General features: G+C 76.1%; 15 protein-coding genes. 9 read left to right on the plus strand and 6 right to left on the minus strand.

Annotated elements, in window-relative coordinates; genetic code table 11:
• Nucleotides 1-19: 19 nt before the first annotated feature.
• From ACI78V_RS13840 to hpf, 3 genes are all read left to right on the plus strand, one after another.
• Nucleotides 20-1,720 (plus strand): LpqB family beta-propeller domain-containing protein, encoded by a 1,701-nt coding sequence (locus tag ACI78V_RS13840; RefSeq protein ID WP_456851634.1) that lies wholly within the window; start codon nt 20-22, stop codon nt 1,718-1,720.
• Between the two features lie 64 nt (nt 1,721-1,784).
• Complete coding sequence (locus tag ACI78V_RS13845; protein WP_456851636.1) at nt 1,785-2,564, plus strand: ComF family protein; 780 nt, start codon at nt 1,785-1,787, stop codon at nt 2,562-2,564.
• 38 nt (nt 2,565-2,602) lie between these two features.
• Nucleotides 2,603-3,277: a ribosome hibernation-promoting factor, HPF/YfiA family gene (gene hpf, locus ACI78V_RS13850; protein ID WP_456851638.1), complete on the plus strand. Its 675-nt coding sequence runs from the start codon at nt 2,603-2,605 to the stop codon at nt 3,275-3,277.
• Nucleotides 3,278-3,348: 71 nt separating this feature from the next.
• On the opposite strand, the gene ACI78V_RS13855 is transcribed toward hpf, so the two are convergent.
• Together ACI78V_RS13855 and ACI78V_RS13860 are read right to left on the minus strand one after the other, a co-directional pair.
• Complete coding sequence (locus ACI78V_RS13855) at nt 3,349-3,909, minus strand: GNAT family N-acetyltransferase (RefSeq protein WP_456851640.1); 561 nt, start codon at nt 3,907-3,909, stop codon at nt 3,349-3,351.
• Between the two features lie 137 nt (nt 3,910-4,046).
• Nucleotides 4,047-4,439, minus strand: coding sequence for a pyridoxamine 5'-phosphate oxidase family protein (locus ACI78V_RS13860; protein ID WP_456851641.1), 393 nt, complete (start codon nt 4,437-4,439; stop codon nt 4,047-4,049).
• 58 nt (nt 4,440-4,497) lie between these two features.
• Here ACI78V_RS13860 and secA point away from each other — a divergent pair, with 58 nt between their 5' ends.
• A complete protein-coding gene (gene secA / locus ACI78V_RS13865) occupies nt 4,498-7,596 on the plus strand; it encodes a preprotein translocase subunit SecA (RefSeq protein ID WP_456851644.1) in 3,099 nt (1,032 codons plus the stop codon).
• Nucleotides 7,597-7,790: 194 nt separating this feature from the next.
• Here the strand turns inward: secA and ACI78V_RS13870 are convergent, their stop codons facing one another.
• On the minus strand, nt 7,791-8,357 hold the full coding sequence (locus tag ACI78V_RS13870; protein ID WP_456851646.1) for an Rv3235 family protein: 567 nt from the start codon (nt 8,355-8,357) through the stop codon (nt 7,791-7,793).
• Nucleotides 8,358-8,395: 38 nt separating this feature from the next.
• On the minus strand, nt 8,396-9,283 hold the full coding sequence (locus ACI78V_RS13875) for a LysM peptidoglycan-binding domain-containing protein (RefSeq protein WP_456851648.1): 888 nt from the start codon (nt 9,281-9,283) through the stop codon (nt 8,396-8,398).
• A gap of 101 nt (nt 9,284-9,384) precedes the next feature.
• Between ACI78V_RS13875 and ACI78V_RS13880 the strand changes: the two genes are divergently transcribed.
• Nucleotides 9,385-9,954, plus strand: a complete 570-nt coding sequence (locus ACI78V_RS13880) for a hypothetical protein (protein WP_456851649.1) — start codon at nt 9,385-9,387, stop codon at nt 9,952-9,954.
• Between the two features lie 6 nt (nt 9,955-9,960).
• Here ACI78V_RS13880 and ACI78V_RS13885 read toward each other — a convergent pair whose 3' ends face one another.
• Nucleotides 9,961-10,251: a helix-turn-helix domain-containing protein gene (locus ACI78V_RS13885; RefSeq protein ID WP_456851651.1), complete on the minus strand. Its 291-nt coding sequence runs from the start codon at nt 10,249-10,251 to the stop codon at nt 9,961-9,963.
• Nucleotides 10,252-10,432: 181 nt separating this feature from the next.
• On the opposite strand from ACI78V_RS13885, the gene ACI78V_RS13890 reads away from it, so the two are divergent.
• The 4 genes from ACI78V_RS13890 to ACI78V_RS13905 all read left to right on the plus strand — a co-directional run bounded on the left by ACI78V_RS13890 (nt 10,433) and on the right by ACI78V_RS13905 (nt 14,729).
• Nucleotides 10,433-11,275 (plus strand): SAF domain-containing protein, encoded by an 843-nt coding sequence (locus ACI78V_RS13890; protein ID WP_456851653.1) that lies wholly within the window; start codon nt 10,433-10,435, stop codon nt 11,273-11,275.
• Nucleotides 11,275-12,570, plus strand: a complete 1,296-nt coding sequence (locus tag ACI78V_RS13895; RefSeq protein ID WP_456851655.1) for an AAA family ATPase — start codon at nt 11,275-11,277, stop codon at nt 12,568-12,570. Before ACI78V_RS13890 ends, ACI78V_RS13895 begins: the two co-directional genes overlap by 1 nt.
• 191 nt (nt 12,571-12,761) lie before the next feature.
• Entirely contained in the window at nt 12,762-14,144 is a 1,383-nt protein-coding gene (locus tag ACI78V_RS13900) for a WS/DGAT/MGAT family O-acyltransferase (protein ID WP_456851657.1), read from the plus strand.
• 72 nt (nt 14,145-14,216) lie between these two features.
• Nucleotides 14,217-14,729, plus strand: coding sequence for a DUF6912 family protein (locus tag ACI78V_RS13905; protein WP_456851658.1), 513 nt, complete (start codon nt 14,217-14,219; stop codon nt 14,727-14,729).
• A gap of 20 nt (nt 14,730-14,749) precedes the next feature.
• Here ACI78V_RS13905 and ACI78V_RS13910 read toward each other — a convergent pair whose 3' ends face one another.
• A complete protein-coding gene (locus ACI78V_RS13910; RefSeq protein ID WP_456851660.1) occupies nt 14,750-19,015 on the minus strand; it encodes an FtsK/SpoIIIE domain-containing protein in 4,266 nt (1,421 codons plus the stop codon).
• Between the last annotated feature and the right edge of the window lie 64 nt (nt 19,016-19,079).

Genomic DNA, 19,079 nt, shown 5'->3' on the forward strand with positions numbered 1-19,079 from the left:
GACGAGGCGGCGTGCCGCCGTGCTGGGGGCCGTCCTGCTGGCGCTGCTCACCGGGTGCTCGACGGTGCCGACGAGCTCGTCGACGGTGCAGATCACCCAGGCCCCCACGCGTCAGGACGGCGCCGTCGGGATCGAGCCGCTGTCCCCGGCGCCGGGCGCGACGCCGGAGGAGATCGTGCGTGGCTTCCTCGACGCCGGGGCCAGCACGGTCCACGGCCACCCGGTGGCGCGGGAGCACCTGGCACCGGAGGTGGCGAGCTCGTGGTCGGACGAGAGCGGCATCACCGTCCTGGGGCAGGACTACGCGACGGTCACCACCGACGCCGGCTCGGTGGTGGTGACCGCGACCCTGGTCGGCACCGTCGACCAGCGGGGGGTGTTCACGGTGGGGGCCCAGGAGGTCTACACCCGGGAGTTCACCCTCGCCGACGTCGGGGGCGAGTCCCGGATCACGAACCCGCCGGACGGGCTGCTGGTCCTCGAGCCGGACTTCGAGCGGCTCTACGAGCGGCGCGACCTGTACTTCGTCGACCCGACCGGGCAGCGGGTGGTGCCCGACCCGCGGTACCTGATCAGTGGTGAGGCGCAGCCGACGGTGCTCGTCGAACGGATGCTCGACGGGCCGTCCAGCGCGCTGGCGGCCGGCGTCCACAACGAGCTGGCCGGCGTCTCGCTGCGCAGCACGGTGACGGTCTCGGCCGAGGCGGTCACCGTCGACCTCACGGGGCTGGGCGACGCGCCGCCGTCGCGGCTCGCCGAGCTCTCCGCGCAGCTGGTCTGGACGCTGGAGCAGCTGCCGGTCAGCTCGGTGGAGATCCTCGTGGACGGCGAGCCGCTGCGCATCGAGGGCATGACGCCGGTGCAGTCCACCGACACCTGGTCGGCATTCGACCCCGACACCGTCCCGGTCGGTGCGGTCGGCCACTACCTCGACGGCGGCGCGCTCCGGACGGTGGAGAACGCCGCGGCGGCCGGCCCGGCGGGCACCGGCGTCTACGCCCTGACCGCCGCCGCGGTCTCGACCGACCGGCGCACCGGTGAGCCCACGGCGATGGTCGGCACCACCGTGCGCGACGGGCAGGCCACCCTGCTGGCCGGCGCCTACGGCGCCGACCTGACGCCGGTGCTGTCGGGGAGCACCCTCAGCGAGCCCACGGTCGCCGCCACCCGCGGCGAGTTCTGGGTGGTCCGGGACGGCGGGGCGGTGGTGCGCGTGCCGTCCGGCGGCACCCCGCAGGCGGTGAGCGCACCGACGCTGCCGGGTCTGGGACGGGCCACGGTGCTGCAGCTGTCGCCCGACGGCGTCCGCGCGGCCGTGGTCGTCGACGACGGCCAGCGCGAGAGCGTCCACGTCGGCACGGTGGTGCGCTCCGACGAGGGGCCGGTGGCGCTGCGGGATCTGCGCGAGGTGGCGCCGACGCTGTCCCAGGTCGCCGACGTGGCCTGGCGGACGGCGGGCAGCCTGCTGGTGCTGGCCGGGGACGCGGGGGAGGACCGGATCGTCCCGTACACGGTCGGGGTGGACGGTTGGGGCCTGGCCGCCGTGCCGACCGCCGGGCTGCCCAGCCAGCCGACCCGGGTGGCGGCCGCTCCGGGCCTGCCGCCGCTGGTGAGCGCCGGCGGCACCATCTGGCAGTGGCAGGTCGCCGGCGGCACGTGGGTGACGCTGGTCCGCGGCGAGCAGCCGCTACCGGGCGACCAGCCCTTCTACCCCGTGTGAGCCCGGTGTCCACAGATCCGCGCCGGATCTGGGCCCGCGGCGTCCTGGCGGCCACGCTGGGGGAGTGGACGGCGGCCTGCTCGCGGCGCTGACCGACCTGCTGCTGCCGCGGGTGTGCGCCGGGTGCGGGCTGCCCGGGGCGGTGCTGTGCCGGCGGTGCGCGGCGTTGCTCACCGAGCCGCGGCTGGCCCAGCCGCGGCGCTTCCCGGCCGGGTTCCCACCGACGGTGGCCGCCGGTGCCTACGCCGGACCGGTGCGTCCGGTCGTCAACGCGTTCAAGGAGCGGGGCCGCGCCGAGCTGGCCCGCCCGCTGGGCACGGCCCTGGCGCTCGCCGTCGCCGGGGTGCTCGCCGGGCTGCCCGCCGTGCCGGGGCCGGTGTGGCTGGTCCCGGTGCCCAGCGGGCGGGCCGCGCTGCAGGCCCGCGGCCGGGACCACGTGCGGGAGCTGACCGGCTGCGCCGTCGCCGAGCTGCGGGCCGCCGGCCTGCCGGTGTCCGAGGCCCGGCTGCTGCGCCGTTCCGCGCGGGCCCGGGACTCCGCGGGGCTGTCGGCGGCGCAGCGGCGGGCGAACCTGGCCGGCACGTTCGCCCTGCGCCGGGGGGTGCCGCCGCGGCCCGTGGGCGGGGTGCTGGTGGTCGTCGACGACGTCGTGACCAGCGGCGCGACGCTCACCGAGGCCGCCGCCGTGCTGGATCCGCCGGCCGGGCCACCCGGTCCGCCGGTGCTCGCCGCGGTGGTGGCGGCGACCCCGCGCCGGGACCCCGGCAGGGCCTCGGGACGGGACGCCGGAACGGACCGGAGGGGTCAGCAAGGTCGACTGTCGGGACCCGGGAACGGCGACTAGCGTGGAGCCGATCACAGCCCGTCCTACCGGGAGGTCTCATGGAGATCGTGGTCCGTGGCCGCAACGTCGAAGTCCCCGAGCACTACCGAACCCACGTCGAGGACAAGGTCGGTCAGCTCGAACGATTCGACGGCAAGTTGAAGATCCTCCGCGTCGACGTGGAGCTCTTCCACGAGAAGAACCCGCGCCAGTCCTCGCAGTGTCAGCGCGTGGAGATCACCCTCCGGGGCAAGGGTCCCGTCGTCCGTGCCGAGGCCAGCGCCCCCGACTTCTACGCGGCGCTCGACCTGGCCGCCGGCAAGCTGGAGCACCGGCTGCGCAAGGCGGCCGACCGCCGCCGGGTCCACCACGGCCGGCGCACCCCGGCCACGGTCCGGGTCGGCGGAGGTGCCGACACCGACGTCCTCGAGGCGCTCGACCGGGAGCGTCAGCTCGCCGAGGGGCCGCACGTGACCGACCTCGACGAGCACCTGCCCGGGCGGATCGTCCGGGAGAAGCACCACCCCGCCACCCCGATGACCGTCGACCAGGCCCTCCACGAGATGGAGCTGGTCGGGCACGACTTCTTCCTCTTCCAGTGCGCCGACACCGGCAGGCCGACGGTGGTCTACCGCCGGCACGCCTACGACTACGGCCTCATCCGGCTCGTCGACGCGCCGCTCGACGGCAAGCTCGAGCAGCAGACCGCCCAGCCCGCGGCGGCTCCCCTCTGATCCTCCGGCGGGCGGGGCGCCGAGCGCCCCGCCCGCCGTCCCCGTCGCCGGTGTCCTCTCGGGTGACCGCCTCAGTCCCCGGCCACCCGGCCGAATAGCACCGCGTCGGCGCGGGTGCCGTCCCGCCGGTCCAGGCACGCGCGGACCACTCCCTCCCGGGTGAAGCCCGCCCGCACCGCGACGGCCTGCGACGCGGTGTTGTCCACGTCGGCGACCAGGTGCACCCGGGGCGCGCCCAGCCCCAGCGCCCACTCGGCCAGGGCGTGCGCCGTCTCGGCGGCGTACCCGTGGCCCCGGGCCCACGGCGCGATCCAGTAGCCGACCTCCGGCCCGAACCGGCCCTCGCGCAGGTGCACGCCGGCCGAGCCGACGAACTCCCCGCCGGCCTCGACCACCACGGGCATCCCGCGCCGTTCCGCCCGCTCCCGCGGCGCGACGTCGGCGACCCAGCTGCGGGCGTCGGCCCGGGTGTACGGCACGGACATCGCGGTGATCCAGCGCTGGATCCCGGGGTCCTGGCAGGCGCGGAGGACGGCGTCCTCGTCGTCGGGGCGGTGGGGGCGCAGCACCAGTCGCTGGCTGCGCACCACCTCGGTGGTCAGGTCGACGCCGGTCAAGTCCAGGAGGTCCACCGGGGAATGGTCACGCCGGGTCCGTCCCCTGTCGCGGCCTTTCCGGGCGCCGGCCTCCTCCCGGGTCCCGCCCTGAGCCTGCGGAGGGTCGGGCGGCCCGGGTCCGGAGGCTCGTCCCGAGCCTGCGGGGGGCTTGCTCAGGCGTTGCCGAGGACCCGGTCGACCGAGATCTCCAGCACCACCCGCGCCGGGTTCTCCCGCGGCTGCCGGTAACGGCGGGCGTAGCGGGCCTCGGCGTCGGCCACCGATTCGGGGTCGTCCCGCACCACCGCCGTCCCCTCGAGGGTGACCCACCGGCGCCCGTCGACCTGGCAAACGGCGACCCGGGCCTGCCCCGCCCGCACGTGGCGGGCCTTGGCGGACATGCCCGAGGTGATGACCCGGGCGGTGCGGGTGGCCGCGTCGTAGGTCACACCCACCGGCACGACGTGCGGGCTGCCGTCGGCGCGCAGCGTGGTGAGGGTGGCCAGGTGCCGCTCGGTGAGGAAGGTGAGCAGGCCGGGGCCCAGGTCGTCCAAGTGGTGCGCCACCGGGGGATTGTGGGCGATGCGACCGGGTCTCGCGCGGGAGCCGCCTACGCTGGGGTGCGTGGTGTTCTCGAAGATCCTCCGTGCCGGTGAGGGCAAGATCCTCCGACGGTTGAACAAGATCGCAGACGCGGTCGAGTCGCTGGCGGACGACGTCGCCGACCTCACCGACGCGGAACTGCGGGCCAAGACCGACGAGTTCAAGGAGCGGCTGGACGAGGGGGAGACCCTCGACCACCTCCTGCCGGAGGCCTTCGCCGTCGTCCGCGAGGCCGCCACGCGCACCCTCGGTCAGCGGCACTTCCGCGTCCAGATCATGGGCGGCGCCGCGCTGCACCTGGGCAACATCGCGGAGATGCGCACCGGTGAGGGCAAGACGCTGACCGGCGTCCTGCCCGCCTACCTCAACGCGCTGACCGGGCAGGGCGTGCACGTCGTCACCGTCAACGACTACCTGGCCAAGCGCGACGCCGAGTGGATGGGGCGGGTGCACCGCTTCCTGGGCCTGTCGGTGGGCACGATCCTCTCCGGCGAGCGGCCGGCGCACCGTCGCGAGCAGTACGCCTGCGACATCACCTACGGCACGAACAACGAGTTCGGCTTCGACTACCTGCGCGACAACATGGCCTGGAGCAAGGCCGACCTGGTGCAGCGCGGGCACCACTACGCGATCGTCGACGAGGTCGACTCGATCCTCATCGACGAGGCCCGCACCCCGTTGATCATCAGCGGCCCCGCCGAGTCGGCCGGCAAGTGGTACCAGGAGTTCGCGCGGATCGTGCCGCTCATGCGCCGCGACGTCCACTACGAGGTGGAGGAGGCCAAGCGCACGGTCGCCGTCACCGAGGAGGGCGTGGAGTTCGTCGAGGACCAGCTGGGCATCGACAACCTCTACGAGGCGGTCAACTCCCCGCTGATCAGCTACCTGAACAACGCGCTGAAGGCCAAGGAGCTCTACCACCGCGACCAGCAGTACATCGTCACCAACGGCGAGGTGCTCATCGTCGACGAGTTCACCGGCCGCGTGCTGTCGGGCCGGCGCTACAACGAGGGCATGCACCAGGCCATCGAGGCCAAGGAGCGGGTGCAGATCAAGGACGAGAACCAGACCCTCGCCACGATCACGCTGCAGAACTACTTCCGGCTCTACGACAAGCTCTCCGGGATGACCGGCACGGCCCAGACGGAGGCCGCCGAGCTCTCCCAGACCTACAAGCTGGGCGTCGTCCCGATCCCGACGAACCGGCCGATGGTCCGCCAGGACCGCTCCGACGTCATCTACAAGACCGAGTCGGCGAAGTTCGACGCGGTCATCGACGACATCGCCGAGCGGCACGAGAAGGGCCAGCCGGTGCTGGTCGGCACGGCCAGCGTGGAGAAGTCCGAGGTCCTCTCGAAATTGCTGCTGCGCCGCGGCATCCCGCACGAGGTGCTCAACGCGAAGAACCACGCGCGTGAGGCGCACATCGTCGCCCAGGCCGGGCGGCTGGGCGCGGTCACCGTCGCGACCAACATGGCCGGCCGCGGTACCGACATCCAGCTCGGCGGGAACCCCGACTTCATCGCCGACGAGGCCCTGCGCGCCCGTGGCCTGTCCCCGTCGGAGACGCCCGAGGAGTACGAGGCGGCCTGGGACGACGCCCTGGCCGCGGCCAGGGAGCAGGTCAAGGCCGAGCACGAGGAGGTCGCCAGCGAGGAGGTCGGCGGGCTCTACGTGCTGGGCACCGAGCGGCACGAGAGCCGCCGCATCGACAACCAGCTGCGTGGCCGCTCCGGCCGGCAGGGTGACCGGGGCGAGTCGCGGTTCTACCTGTCGCTCGGCGACGATCTCATGCGGCGGTTCAACGGCCCGATGCTCGAGTCGATGATGACCACGCTGCGGGTCCCCGACGACCAGCCGATCGAGTCGAAGATGGTCACCCGGGCGATCCGCTCGGCGCAGACCCAGGTCGAGCAGCAGAACTTCGAGGTCCGCAAGGACGTCCTCAAGTACGACGAGGTCCTCAACCGCCAGCGCACCGTCATCTACGAGGAGCGGCGCAAGGTCCTCGACGGCCAGGACCTGCACGAGCAGGTGCGCTCGATGGTCGACGACGTCGTCAGCGCCTACGTCGACGGTGCGACCGAGACCGGCTACGCCGAGGACTGGGACCTCGAGCAGCTGTGGACCGGCCTCAAGGCCCTCTACCCGGTGGGTCTGGACCGCGACGAGCTGATCGACCGCGTGGCCGACGGCGACCAGGCCGCCCTCACCGCCGACGTGCTCAAGCAGGAGCTGCTCGACGACGTCCACCGCGCCTACGAGGAGCGGGAGGCGGCCCTCGGCTCGGAGGTCATGCGCGAGCTCGAGCGGCGGGTGCTGCTGTCGGTGCTGGACCGCAAGTGGCGCGAGCACCTGTACGAGATGGACTACCTGCGAGCCGGCATCCACCTGCGCGCGATGGCCAACCGCGACCCGGTCGTGGAGTACCAGCGCGAGGGCTACGACATGTTCAACCAGATGCTCGACGGCATCAAGGAGGAGTCGGTCGGCTTCCTGTTCAACCTCGAGGTCAAGACCAAGGAGCAGCAGGAGGCCGAGGCCGCGGCCAAGCAGGCCGAGGCCGAGGCGAAGGCCCTGGCCGCCGCGCAGCAGGGGACGGCGCGGGTGCTGGCCCGCCAGGCCGCCGCCGCGAAGGCCGCCGCGCCGGCGGTCGACGGCAACGGGACCGCCACCCCCGGCGCGGCGGCCGCTCCGGCTCCGGCTCCGACTGCACCGCCGGCTGCGGCTCCGGCACCGACTGCAGCCCCGGCTGCGGCTGCGGCTCCGGCGCCGGCCGGAGCCTCGGCACCGGCCAAGGCCCCGGCGGCTCGCCGGTCGGCCAAGGCCCGGCCCGCGGAGGTCGCTCCGGCGGCCGAGGCACCGGTGGCCGGGGAGCCGGCGTCGTCGGGCACCGGGCCGCAGCTGGCGGTCAAGGGCCTGGACGAGCCCCGCCGGTCGGCGGAGAACCTGAGCTACTCCGCCCCCAGCCTGGACGCCTCGCCGAAGGAGAGCGGCCCGGCCAAGGCGGCCAAGACGGCCACGGTGACCGGCACCAAGGAGCCGGCGCGCAACGCGCCCTGCCCGTGCGGGTCGGGCAAGAAGTACAAGGCCTGCCACGGGGCGCCCTCCCGCGCCTGAGGCACTGACGACGACGCCCCTGCCGGTCGGACCGGCGGGGGCGTCGTCGTGTGCGGCCCCGGCCGGCCCCGGCCCGGGTCGGCCCCGGCCCGGGTCGGCCCCGTCCAGGAACCCGCCCGGCCCTCCCGAGCACCGCCCTGGCCCGGCGGGGAGCGGGACACGTCCCCCCGCGGTGAGGTGGACGGGGTGCTCCCTCAGCCGATCTGCAGGGCGGTGCAGCGCCACCGGCCGTCGATCCCCTCCAGGCGGGCCGCGACGGCGTGCGCCCGCCCGGACCGGCGCGCGACGGCACTGATCTCGGCGACCCCGTCGACCGGCTCGCACACGTGCACCCGGCCCAGCAGCACCGGGGCGTTGCCGTCGGTGCACCAGCGGGGCCGGCGCCCGCTGCTCAACGCGGCGAACACCCCGACCGACGCCAGCGGCTGCACCTGGGCCAGCGGACGGCGTCCGGCCAGGGCCTCCAGGGTCAGGACCAGCAACCGCCGGCCGGCCAGCTGCGGGTCGGGCAGGTCGGCGCGTCCGGACCAGGCGGGCTCGAAGCCGGCGGGGAAACCGGCGGGTCCGCGCTCGGGACGGGGTCGTGGTCCGGGGCGGTGCGCCGGGCGCGGTACGGACACGCCCGGCAGGACCAGCCGGCGGACCGGCTCGTCGTCCAGGGGCGGCTGCGGCGTCGGGACGACGACCAGGCGCAGGGTGGCCGCGGTCAGCGGCGCGGGCTCGGCGTCGGCCGGCGTGGTGGAGGACAGCGAGGCGCTCATCGGGTGCTCCGGTGGTTCGGGTCGGGGGCGGGCGGCGGTCACGGCGACGTGGGGGGACGGAGGACCTGGCCGGGCAGCAGGACGTCGGGGTCGGGGCCGATGACCGCCGCGTTCGCCTGCCACCAGGCGTGGACGGCCGCCGCGACCTCGCTCCCGTCGGGGGTCCGGCCGGTGCGGTGCCGGAGGTCGGCGGTCGCGATGCCCCACAGGCACTCGCCGCGCAGGACCACGTGCGTGCCGGGTGCCGGCATCGGCCAGTCGGGGACGGCCTCGGGTGCGGACGGGAGTGCGGCCTCGGGCCCGGCCGGCCCGGGTGCGGTGCGGGGTCCGGCCGGTCCGGGTGCGGGCTCGGGCCCGGTGGACCCGTCCTCCGCCTGCGCCGGTGCGCTCGCCGTCGTCGGTGCCGGAGGCGTCGGCGTCCCGGCCGATGCGCCGGCCGCCGGCGTGGCGGTGGTGGCCGTCCGCTCGGCGATCGGGCCGGGCCAGTCCGCGACCGCCGGGGGCTGGACCGTCCGGTCCGCCGCTGCCGTGTCCGTGGCGACCGAGACGGTGGGCGCGGCACCGGGTCCGCACGCGGCCAGCGCGGGGGCGCCGGCCGCCAGTCCGACGCCGAGTGCCAGGGCAGCGGCGCGCCGGGCGCCGGCGGGCAGGAGCCGGCGGGTGAGCGCGTGGGCGAGGGCGCCCATCGCACCCGGGAGCGCCCCGAGGGCGGTGAGCAGGAGGCCCAGCAGTCCCCACCCCCAGACGGCCCACGCCACTGCGGCCACTGCGGCCAGCAGGAGCTCCTCGGCGCCCCGGGTGTCGGCGGCCCGCTGCAGATCGAGGCCGTACTCGGTGACCCAGGTGAGTTCGGGGGTGAGCGCGCGGAGGGCCATCGCGACCACCGCCATCGCCAGGCCCGTGCCCAGCAGCCGCCGGATCGACATGTCTCCTCCTCGACTCCAGGAACTGGGATGCGACTAAAGCAACCAAATGCATCCAAACGCAAGTGATCGCGATCATCTACGCTGCGTTGAGGAGGTGCGGGATGCGCTGGCAGGAGCTCTTCGCCGATCTGCAGGCGGAGTTCGAGGCCGCCGAGACGGCCGCCGAGCGGGCCGAGGACGGGTCGCGTCGCCGAGCCGAGCTGGGAGGGGTCCGGCTGGCGGAGCGGGTGGGGGGATCGGCCGGCCGGCCGATCGTGCTGAGGTGCCGTGGTGCCGGCGACGTCAGCGGGACACTCGCCGAGCTCGGGAGCGACTGGCTCCTGCTGGTCGACGACGGCCGGCGGGAGGTGCTCGTGGCGCTCGCGGCGGTGCGGTCGGTGGCCGGCCTCGGGCGCGCCACGGCGGTCCCCGGACCCGAAGGGGCGGTGCGGGGCCGGCTCGACCTGCGGCGGGCCCTGCGCGGTCTGGCTCGCGACCGGGCCGTCGTCCAGGTGGTGCTGGACGACGGCTCCGTGCACGTCGGCACCGTCGACGGTGTGGGGGCGGACTTCGTCGAGCTCGCGGAGCACGACGTCGACCAGCCGAGACGCGCCGACGCGGTGCGGAGCGTGCGGGCGGTGGTGCTCTCCGCGGTCGCGGTGGTGCGGACCCTCTCGCCTGGGTGGGCCTGACCGGGGTCAGCGCCGGCGGCGACCGCCCGTGGCGGAGGGGGTGTTCCCGGCGTCCTGCTCCGCGGGCTCGTCGGGACCGGGCACGGCGGGCTGCTCGGTGACGGAGCCGGCGCGCGCCTCGGCGTACTTCTGCTCGATGAACCGCTCCAGCTCGTCGACCTCGACGCGCCACTGACCGCGGCCGCCGATCTGGATGGCGATGAGCTCCTTGCGGCGGACCAGCGCATAGGCCTGCGACCACGACACGTTGAGGATCTCGGCCACGTCGTCGAGGGTCAGGAAGCGCGGTGTGGGCATCGGGTCTCTCCGTCCGGTCCCGCACAGTCTGGCAGCCCCGTCCGGGTGGCATGCGCGTCGTCCACACCCGAACGTGTGGACGGCGACTGCGGCGATACGCGTCCGTGCCGCATCATCTGCGTCCGACCGTCACCCAACGAGGTCGTCGACGACGATCCGGAGCACGGAGGAACCGCTGGCCGTGAGCTCGCCGAGCACCGCCCCCACCTCGCCGCACCCGGCCGACCCGGTCACGGGACCGGTGCCGCGGCGGGTGCGGCCGCCGCGCTGGCTGGATCTCCGGCTCGTGCTCGGCGTCCTGCTCGTGCTCGGCTCGGTGCTCGCGGGCGCTCGGGTGGTCGCGGCAGCCGACGCGACCGTGCCGGTCTGGTCGGCGACCGGCGACCTCGCCGCGGGCACCGTCCTCACGGCAGCGGACCTCGTCGCGGTCGACGTGCGACTCGACGCCGCGGCGGGGGCGTACCTGGCGGCGAGCACACAGCCCGAGGGCAGGACCCTCGCGCGGGCCGTGAGCGGCGGCGAGCTGCTGCCCCGTGCCTCCCTCGAGGAGCCGGCCGAGCTCGTCCAGGTCGCCCTGCCGGTCCAGGCCGGCCACGTCCCGCCGGGACTCGTCCGCGGCCAGGTGGTCGACGTCTACGCCGTGGCCGACCCGACGGTCGGGTCCACCGGGCCGTCCGACGTCTCGCTGGTCGTCGGCGCCGCCCCGGTCCAGGCGATCTCCGGACGGGCCGAGGGCGTGCTCTCGACGGCCACGACGACGGTGCAGGTGGTGGTCTCGGTGCCGGTCGCCCGTGCGGCGGCGGTGCTGGCTGCCATCGCCGGCCGTCCGCTCGTGGTCGTCGTGCACGAGTCGGTGGACGTCGCGCCGCGGACCGGGGCCGGCGCCGTGCCCACCGGTGCCCCCACGGCATCCGGCGCGGGGAGAGGTGCCCCGAGCGCCCCTGCGGTGGAGGCGTCGGTCCCGGACCCGGCTGACGGGCCACCGTCCGGTCAGTCGCAGGCGGCATCGGAGCCGATGCCCTGATGACCGTCCAGGTCTTCACCGCCGTCACTGGGGCGGGGTGGGAGTCCGCGCTGGTCGGTGCCCTCGACCGCACCGACCACGGGGTCACCGTCGTCCGCCGGTGTGTCGACGTCTCCGAACTGCTCGCCGCCGCCGCGACCGGTACCGGCCATGCTGCGCTGCTGTCGGCGGACCTGAGGCGGCTGGACGCGGACGCGGTCGCGCGCCTGGCCGCGGCCGGAGTCGCCGTGGTCGGGCTCGTGGACCCCGGCGACGACCGCGCGGCGGACCGGCTCCGCGCACTGGGCGTCGTCCACGTGCTGCCGGCCGACACCGAGCCCGGCGGCATCGCCCGGGCACTGCGGGACGCGGTCGAGGGCGGGCCGCCGGCCGGCCGCGACATCGCCGATCCGCGCGCAGCCCTCCCCGCGTCGCCCCCGGCCGGTGCGCCCGCCGAGCGGGAGCCGGGCGGGGGTCGGGTGGTCGCGGTGTGGGGGCCGACGGGAGCTCCGGGACGGACGACGGTCGCGGTGGCACTCGCCGACGAGGCAGCCCGCATGGACGTCCGGACCCTGCTGCTGGACGCCGACGTGTACGGCGGGGTGGTGGCCCAGGTCCTCGGCCTCCTGGACGAGTCCCCGGGCCTGGCCGGCGCGGCACGCCAGGCAGCGGCCGGCACGCTCGACGAGGTGGCACTGGCCCGCCTCGCCTGGGCGGTGCGCCCGCGGCTCGGCGTCCTCACCGGTCTGGCCCGCGCCGACCGCTGGCCCGAGCTGCGGCCGCAGGGCGTGGCGGCCGTGCTCGAGGAGGCGCGGCGGGTCGCCGACCTGACGGTGGTCGACTGCTCGTTCAACCTGGAGCAGGACGAGGAGCTGTCCTTCGACACCGCGGCTCCCCGTCGCAACGGCGTGACGCTGACCGTGCTGGAGGCGGCCGACACCGTCCTCTGTGTCAGCGGCGCCGACCCGGTCGCCCTCCAGCGCACCATCCGCGCGCTCGGCGAACTGCGGGATGCCGTCCCCGGCGTCGAGCCGGTGGTCGTGGTCAACCAGGTGCGCCGCGGACCGGTGCCCGGGGACCCGCGCCGGGAGATCGCGGAGGCGCTGGACCGGTTCGCCGGACAGGCGGTGACCGCCTTCCTCCCCGCCGACCGGCGCGCGACCGACGCCGCGCTCGCGGACGGCCGCACCCTGGCCGAGGTGGCCCCGGCGTCCCCCTTGCGCACGGAGCTGCGCGCCCTGGCCTCCGTCGTCGCCGGTGTGCCACGCCCGGCGCCCGGCCGGCGGCGGGTCGGCGCCCGCCGGCGAGCCGGCTGAGGCGGGCACGTGGCCGTCACGGGATCGACCGTCGGAGGGCCGGCACTCGGAGGGCCGGCACTCGGCGCGTCGGTCACCGGTCGACGGACCGGCGGGGGAACCGCCTCCCGGACCGGCACCGGGTCTCCGCGCCGCGGATGCCGTCCGGTCCGGCCGCGACGTAGCGTGGGCCCCCGACGGGGAGGAGGTCGATGGTGGAGCGCCTGACCACCCTGGATGCGTCGTTCCTCTACCTGGAGAAGCCGGACAGCCCGATGCACGTGGCCGGGGTGCTGGTGCTCGAGCCGCCGCCGGGCGGGCTGGAGGCCATCGCCGCGCTCGTCGAGGCGCGTCTGCCGTTGGTGCCGCGGTACCGGCAGCGGGTGCTGGAGGTGCCGGGGCACCTGGCCAACCCGGTGTGGGTGGACGACCCGGACTTCGCCGCGGAGTACCACGTGCGGCGGTCGGCCGTGCCACGTCCGGGGACCGAGGCGCAGCTGCTGGACCTGGTCTCCCGGGTGACCGCGCGTCCGTTGGACCGCAGCCGCCCGTTGTGGGAGCTGTACCTCGTGGAGGGCCTGGCCGACGGCCGGGTCGCCGTCGTCACCAAGACCCATCCGGCCCTCGTCGACGGTCTCGGCGCGGTGGACATCGGACAGGTGCTGCTCGACCCCTCTCCGGAGGCCGCACTCCCGGCGTTGGAGCCGTGGCGCCCGCGTCGGCTGCCCACCGCCCTGCAGTTGCTCCGCGAGGCGGTGGAGGAGTACGCCGCGCGACCCACCGCCGTGGTCGACACCGTGCGGCATGCCGCCGCCGACGTGCGGGCCACGGGTGAACGGGTCAGCAGCGCCCTCGGTGGTGTGGCCCGGGCCACCCGCTCGGCGTTGTCCGCCGCGCCGCGCAGTCCGCTCAACGGGTCCACCGGGAGCCAGCGCCGGGTCGCGGTGGCGCGCGCGGACCTCGACGACGTCAAGAAGGTGCGCAAGGTCCACGGCGGCACCGTCAACGACGTGCTGCTCGCCGTGGTCGCCGGAGCGCTCCGCGACTGGCTGCTCTCGCGCGGGCAGGCCGTGCTCGGGTCCACCTCCGTCCGGGCCATGGTGCCCGTGTCCGTCCAGGGTGAGGAGGAGGCGGTGCCCGGCAACCGGGTCTCCAGCTACCTCGTCGACCTCCCGGTGGGTGAGCCCAACCCCCGCGTGCGCCTGGCCCGCATCAGCTACGCCATGCGCGGGGTGAACCGGCACGGCCGGTCGGTCGGCGCCGAGACGCTCATCGCGCTCACCGGCTTCTCCCCGCCCACTCTGCACGCGCTCGGGGCCCGCGCCGCCCGTGGGCTGTCGCGTCGCATGTCGAACCTGGTGGTCACCAACGTGCCCGGCCCGCAGCAGCCGCTGTACGCGGCGGGCAGTCGCATGCTGGAGGTCTTCCCCGTGGTCCCGCTGGCGCCCGGACAGGGTCTGTCGGTGGGCATCACCAGCTACGACGGCCGGGTGTTCTTCGGGCTGAACGCCGACCCGGACGGCGTGGGCGACGTGGACGTGCTGGCCGACCTCATCGAGCAGGAGATCGGGACACTCGTCGAGACCGCCGGTTGAGTCCAGCGCGGACGGCGCCGCCGACCACCGGGATACCGTCGCGCTGACCGCCAGCGAAGAGGAGTCAGCCCGGTGCGTGTGTATCTGCCTGCGACGACCAACGTCCTGCGGACCCTCGTGGACGACGGTCGCCTGGCCGGCCCGCACACCGCTTTCGCGGTGACTCCGCGGCTGCGTGAGTTCTACGCGATCAGCGACGCGGGAGCCGACGAGGAGGAGCTGGAGTACGCGGCCCTCCTGGGCGCAGCTCGGGCCAGCCTGCGTCTGCTCGACGTCGACCCGGGCGCGGTCCGCCGCCGCGTGGTCCTTGCCGCCGACGTCGCCGACTCGGCGGTCGACGCGATCGACGACCCCGACACCGAGCACGGCGCCGTACGGGTCACCGGGGACATCGCCCTGCGGGATGTCGCCAGCGCCCACATCGACGGTGCCGACGCGGAGGACGACGTGCGGGCCGCGGTCGCCGTCGTCCTCGAGGCGGACCTGGGCAGCGAGGACGCGCAGTTCGTCGTCGACCAGGCCGAGGGTCACGAACTCGCCTGGTACGCCACCCAGGAGATCGGCACGGCGCTCGAACTGCTCTGACCCCGGTCCGGTCACGCCGCTCACCGGGCCACCGGCACCGGCCGGGGCGCGGCGCCCGCGGCCGGCTGGACGGCTGCGCGTACGCGGGCGACCTGCACCCGCTGCGGTACGCCGGCGGTGACCAGCCACCCGGAGCCGGGACGGCGGGGGACCGCCGTCCGCGGGAGCCGGATGCCGAGCAGGTCGGCGTCGCCGGGGCCCGGGCACAGCAGCAGCCCGCTGCGGCGCCGCCGCAGCCCGGTGACCGGGCCCCGGTACACGGCCGCCAGCTCCGGCGCGGTCCCGGCCGCCAGGAGGACCACCCGCCCGGCCATCTCGTCGGTGCCGAACGCGGTGACGACGGGGGAATCGGCGACCGTGCCCAGGTCGTCGACGATGACCGCGCCGGTCGCGCTCCCGAGCGACGCCGCCCATGACCGCCAGCCGTCCACGTCGGTGCACTGCACCCACGTCGTCGGTCCCGCCGACGGCTCCGGAGCGACGCGGACGATGCGCAGGACGGGCACCCCACCGGCGGCGAGGTGGGCGGCGCATCCGTCCAGCGTGGTGCTGCGCCCGCTCCCCGGGGAGCCGACGACCAGCATCCCGCCGGCGTCGGCCAGGTCGACCTCCAGGACCGAGCCCTCGTCACCGCCCGGCCCCACGGGCAGCCGCAGAGTGGCCCGGCCACCGGCTCCTCGGGACGGGGGCAGCACGGGCGCGGCCGGCAGTTCCGGGATCGTCACGGGTCGACGCGCCGGTGCGGCCGGCGCCCACGCGGTTGCGGGCGGCAGCGCGCGGGGCAGCGCCACCTGGCACACCAGGCCCTCCCCGCCCAGCAGGGCGCGTCCTGGAGGCCGGTGGTCGGGGACGTCGCGGGCCGGGATGCCCGCGACCGCGTAGTCCGCCCGGTCCGCCAGCGGCAGGACCAGCCGCGTGCCGACGGCACCGGCCAGGCGACCGCCCGGGACGGCGCGCGTGGCCGTCAGCAGGCAGGTGAGCCCGGCTGCTGCCCCGTCCCGCACGAGGCGCAACAGCCCCGCCGAGCCGGTGGCGGGGTCTGCCTCGTCGAGCAGGCCGCTGAGTTCCTCGACCCCGTCGAGCAGCAGGAGCAGGCGCGGCGTCCCTGCTGATGGCGCAGCGGCCCGGCGGGCGGCCACCTCCTGTGCGAGGCGGTCGAGCAGCCGCACGGTGCGCAACGCGTCCGAGCCGCCGACCGCCGTCCCGGTGTGCGGTAGCTCCGCCGCTTCGGCCGCGAGCGCGCCACCGCCGTGATCGAGCACGTGGACGTGCAACTCGTCGGGGGAGCAGGTCGCCACCGCCTCCATCAGCGCGGTGCGCAGGAAGGTTGTCCGGCCGCTGCGCGCCCCGCCGACGGCGAGCCACCCGCCACCGCGATCGAGGTCCAGGCAGAGGGGGCCCTGCGCCTGGGCGTCGGGCCGGTCGAGCAGGCCGATGCGCAGCCGGCGGCGTCCCGGTCCCCGTGCGTCCGTTCCGGGGGTCACCTCGTCGGGCACGTCCGGTGGGAGGTCCTCGGCGCGGACCACGTCAGGCAGCGGCGGGCACCAGGGCCGGTGCGACCGGGGAGCCCCCGACGCCGTCGCGTGCCGGCCCAGCACCTCGGTCAGTCGGGCCAGGTCGGTGTCGGCCTCCGACGGGGCGTCCTCGGCCGCGGATCGCGACAGCGGCCAGTCCCACAGGCGCACCCGGGGTCCGCGGTCGTCCCCGGCCGGTGCCGTCCCCGCGACCCGGGCTGCCTGGAAGAGGACCGGTGGACCGCCCCCCACACGCAGGTAGGCGCGACCGGGGGCGTCCGTGGGCAGGTGGGCGGCGGAGGCAGTGCCGAGCACGTCCCGGGAGTCGGCCTCGTCGGTGGTGCGCAGACAGATCCGCAGCGTGCAGTTGGCCCGGATCTCCGGGGACACCACGCCACCCGGCCGTTGGGTGGCCAGGACCAGGTGCACCCCCAGAGAGCGACCGCGCTGGGCGATCCCGACCAGGCCGGTCACGAACGTGGGCAGCTCCTCGGCCAGGCCGGCGAACTCGTCCACGACGATGACCAGGCGTGCCAGCGCGACGTCGTCCGGCAGCGCCGCGATGTCCGACGCGCAGTGCGTGGCCAGCAGTGCCTCGCGGCGGGTCAGCTCGGCGGTGAGGGAGCGCAGCGCCCGGGCAGTCGTGACGCCGTCGAGGTCGGTGAGGAGACCCACCGTGTGCGGCAGAGCGGCGGCCTCGGCGAAGGCCGCGCCCCCCTTGTAGTCGACCAGCAGGAACGAGCAGCGGTCCGGCGGGTGGTTGAGCGCCAGGCCGGCGATCAGCGTCTGCAGCAGCTCTGACTTGCCCGAGCCGGTCGTCCCGGCGACGAGCGCGTGGGGTCCCTGGCGGCACAGGTCGACGGTCACCGCATCCTCGACGGCGCGGCCGAGGGGAGCGACGAGGCGGTCGCGGGAGCGGGGCCACCGCCCGGTCAACCCCCCGTCGGCGCCGATCCTCAGACCGCTCTCGGGGAGGTGGACCAGCCGGACCTGCCGGGGGAGGCTGCCCGCGGCGAGGGGTGACGCGAGCGGGGCGAGGTCCCGGGCCAGCGCCTCGGCCACCGGCGCCGGGAGGCGGTCGACGGTGATCCCGTCCTGCTGGACCGCCCCGGCGCGGTGCAGCGTGGCGGCGTCCCCGGTCTCTCCAGCCAGCTCCAGCACCGCGTCGGGCGCCGCGGACAGCCGCTGCAGGGACGGCCCACAGGTCAGCGTGACCACTCCCGCGTCACGCCCCGCACGCAGCGCAGCCGACAGCCGCGGGCCGGCCGGACGGTCCAGGAGGACCACGAGCCAGCCGGCCTGCCTGTCGGGGCCCGCGCTCCGCGCGGCGGCCCCGACGCTCCCGGCGGCGGCTCGCCGCCGTGCCGTGGTGGCGGTCAGCCAGCCGGCGAGCGCGGCATCGTCCACGTCACCGGCGTCGGGGGCGACGTGCACGCTGCCGGGCTGCAGGTGTGGGAGCCAGCGGAGCCACGACCAGGCCGGTAGGTGCGCCCGGCTGGCGAGCAGGACGAGATCGACCTCACCGGGGGCGTGCAGCGCGACCAGTTGCGCGACGATGCCGGACAGGACCCCGACGACGTGCGACCGCGGCCCGCTGACGGCCAGCCCGCCGGTGGCGTCGAGCGCGACGACGACCGGCAGGTGTGCGGTGGACTGTCGCGCCCGCGTCCCCTCGGCCTGCACGCACGTGACGGCGGAGGCGCCGACGCCGTTGCCGAGGCGCACCGTCAGTGCGTCGCCGTCCCCGCGCCGGCGCTGCCAGAGGGGAGCGGCCCGGCGCCGTGCGGCCCTGGTGAGCGTGGCGAGGTCGGGGTTGGCTGCCCGTGCCGCGCGCGCGTCGGTGCGCAGCGCCGCGCGCAGGCGGGTCTCGGCCCGCTCCTCCTCCGCGGCGTGCGCCGCGGCCGTCCGCCGCCGGCTGCGGCGCCCCGTCCACCGGTCGGAGAGCCAGGTGCCCACCGCCACCACGGGGCTGAGCAGGGCGAAGAAGAGGAAGTGGGGAGCGCCCAGCAGCCAGGCGAGAACCACCCCGCCGAGAGCCGGGAGCGCGAGGGCCACCCAGGCCAGCCGACGCCGCGGCACGGCGGTGGGTGCAGCGGGGAACACCACCTCGACCTCAGGACGGGGCGGGTCCATGCGCGGCGGCGTGCGCAGCTGGAGCCGGCCGCCGGGTGCCGCATGCACCGTGCCCCGGAGGCCCCCGGCCCCGGCCGAGGCCAGGGTGCTGGCGCCCACCCGGACGACCGAGCCGGCCGGCCAGGTGTGGGGCCGGTCGTCGAGGTGGTCGTCGTCGAGTCGGCTGCCGTTCGTCGAGGACAGGTCGGCCACGGTGAGCTCGCCGGCGCCCACCTCGAGGAGCAGGTGCCGCCGGGAGACGTCCGGGTCGGCCAGCGCGATGTCGGCGGCGCCGCCGCGACCGAGCACGTGCCGCCCGCGGTGGAGGGGCAGCACGGTGCCCGCTTCCGGCCCGCCGACGACGTGCAGCTCCAGCGCGCTGGACCGCTCGCCGTCCCCCGGCCGCGGGCCGGGGTGGCCCAGGCCCAGCACGGCGCCGTGGACCACCGCGGGGTCGGTCAGCGGCAGGGCGACGGGCAGGCGCGTGGATCCGGACCAGAGGTCGGTGGCCGGCAGCCCCAGCGCCCCCGCCAGCCGGGGCAGCACCGCATCCAGCCGTTCGTCGTCGGACGCCGTGACCTCCACGTCCACCGCACCCCCGGGCGTGACGACGGTCCAGCAACGGGCGGTACGCGGCGGGGGAGGGAGCGAGGCGGGCACGCGAGGACCGTGACCGGCCGTCGGCCGCGGCGGGCGCCCCGATCGGGATCTGTGGACGGCAGGT

It is taken from the genome of Geodermatophilus sp. SYSU D00742 (assembly GCF_054049935.1).